2 protein-coding genes and 1 pseudogene are annotated in these 2165 nt (G+C 65.8%); all 3 read left to right on the plus strand.

Going from position 1 to position 2165, the window contains the following annotated elements:
- On the plus strand, positions 1-909 hold a 909-nt coding region (locus ACIQU6_RS44485; RefSeq protein ID WP_403488405.1), incomplete at its 5' end, for a TauD/TfdA family dioxygenase.
- Positions 906-1970 (plus strand): 2,3-diaminopropionate biosynthesis protein SbnB, encoded by a 1065-nt coding sequence (gene sbnB / locus ACIQU6_RS44490; protein ID WP_403488407.1) that lies wholly within the window; start codon positions 906-908, stop codon positions 1968-1970. The genes ACIQU6_RS44485 and sbnB, both read left to right, overlap by 4 nt.
- A 36-nt stretch (positions 1971-2006) precedes the next feature.
- Positions 2007-2165, plus strand: a pseudogene (locus ACIQU6_RS44495) (2,3-diaminopropionate biosynthesis protein SbnA); the annotation flags it as partial.

Genomic DNA, 2165 nt, shown 5'->3' on the forward strand with positions numbered 1-2165 from the left:
TGGGCTGGTCAACACCGGGACGCCCTCTACGCCACCCTCCGCGAGCACGGTGTGTTGTTGGTTCGTGGGTTGGGTTTGGGTGATGTGGCTGTGACGGCGGCTGTGTTCCGGGCGTTGTCCGGTGATCTGATGGCGGAGAGGGAGAGTTTCGCGCCCCGGGAGAGGTTCCTGCCGGGGGTGTATTCGTCGTCGAAGTGGCCGCAGAACCAGCCGATGTGCATGCACCACGAACTCAGCTACACCACCGAGTTCCCCGGCCTGATGCTCTTCGCCTGCCACACCGCCCCCCAGGAGGGCGGGGCGACCGCGGTAGCGGACGCCACGGCCGTACTGCGGGCGCTGCCACGACGGTTGGTCAAACGCTTCGAGCGCCAAGGATGGCTACTGACCCGCAGCTACAACGACGAGATCGGCGCCTCCACCCTCGAAGCCTTCGGCACCGACGACCGCCACACCATCGAAAACTACTGCCAAACCCACGCCATCACCTATCAATGGCAACCCGACGGCAGCCTGCACACCCGCCAACGCCGCAGCGCCGTGCTGCACCACCCGCGCACCGGCCAACGGTGCTGGTTCAACCAGATCGCCTTCCTCAACCAGTGGACCCTGGCACCGGAAATCCGCGAATACCTCATCGAGACCTACGGCACCGACGGCCTGCCCTTCAACACCGCCTACGGCAACGGCGAACCCATCGAAGAAGACGTCATCGACCTGCTCAACACCACCTACACCACCCACACCGCCCGCGAACCCTGGAGAGACGGCGACCTGCTCCTGGTCGACAACATCCGCACCGCACACAGCAGAGAACCCTTCACCGGAACCCGAGAGGTCCTCGTCGCCCTGGCCAACCCCACACCAGTGGCCGACTGCTCACCCACCATCGAGGTGACCACCCCATGACCACCCTCCACCCCGCCCACACCCACCAACCCACCCCCCGCACCATCCCCACCTTCGCCGTCATCTCCGGCGCCCAAGTCCAAAACGTCCTGCACGGACACGCCCACCACATCGTCGACCTGATCGAAGCCACCTACCGCCTCCACGGCACCGGCGAAACCATCAACCCACCCTCCTACTTCCTACACTTCCCCGACCGCCCCACCTCCCGCATCATCGCCCTGCCCGCCTCCCTGGGCGGCACCACCCCCGTCGACGGCCTCAAATGGATCTCCAGCTTCCCCACCAACATCGAAGCCGGCATCCCCCGCGCCTCCGCCGTCCTCATCCTCAACAACCACGACACCGGCTACCCCTTCGCCTGCCTGGAAAGCTCCATCATCAGCGCCACCCGCACCGCAGCCTCCGCCACCCTGGCCGCCGACCACCTCACCCGCACCCGCCCCCGACCCCGCACCATCGGCTTCTTCGGCACCGGCCTCATCGCCCGCTACATCCACACCTTCCTCACCGAAACCGGCTGGCAATTCGACCAAATCGGCATCCACGACCTCTCCCCCGACAGCGCCGCCGGCTTCCGCCTCTACGCCGAACAAGCAGGCACCACCCCCTGGGTCACCGTCCACGACACCCCCGAAGAACTCATCCGCACCAGCGACCTGATCGTCTTCGCCACCATCGCCGGCGAACCCCACGTCACCAACCCCACCTGGTTCAACCACCACCCCCTGGTCCTGCACGTCTCACTGCGCGACCTCGCCCCCGAAATCCTCCTCACCTCCGCCAACTTCGTCGACGACATCGACCACTGCCTCACAGCCAACACCTCCCCCCACCTCGCCGAACAACGCACCGGCACCCGAGACTTCCTCAACGGCACCCTCAACGACGTGATGAGCGGACAGGCGACAGTCCCCACCGACCGCACCGTCGTCTTCTCACCCTTCGGCCTCGGAGTGCTGGACCTCGCACTCGGCAAGTACGTCTACGACGAGGTAGCCCGCACCGGCGGACTCCACGTCGTCGACGACTTCTTTCACGAACTACGCCGCTATGGCTGACCGGCCGACAGCGCCACGAGTGCGGAAGGAGGCGTCATGACGGTCATCTCCACCCCTACGGACTTCAACGCCGAGGACCTCTACGTCGACCTGCGATCGATGGTGGGGCACGCCCTGTTCCTCAAGTGCGAGGGATTCAACTTCGCCGGCTCGATCAAGCTCAAGGCGGCGACCGAAATGGTGGAGGCCGCCGAG

The sequence above is a fragment of the Streptomyces sp. NPDC090442 genome (assembly GCF_044769405.1).
Lineage (GTDB): Bacteria > Actinomycetota > Actinomycetes > Streptomycetales > Streptomycetaceae > Streptomyces.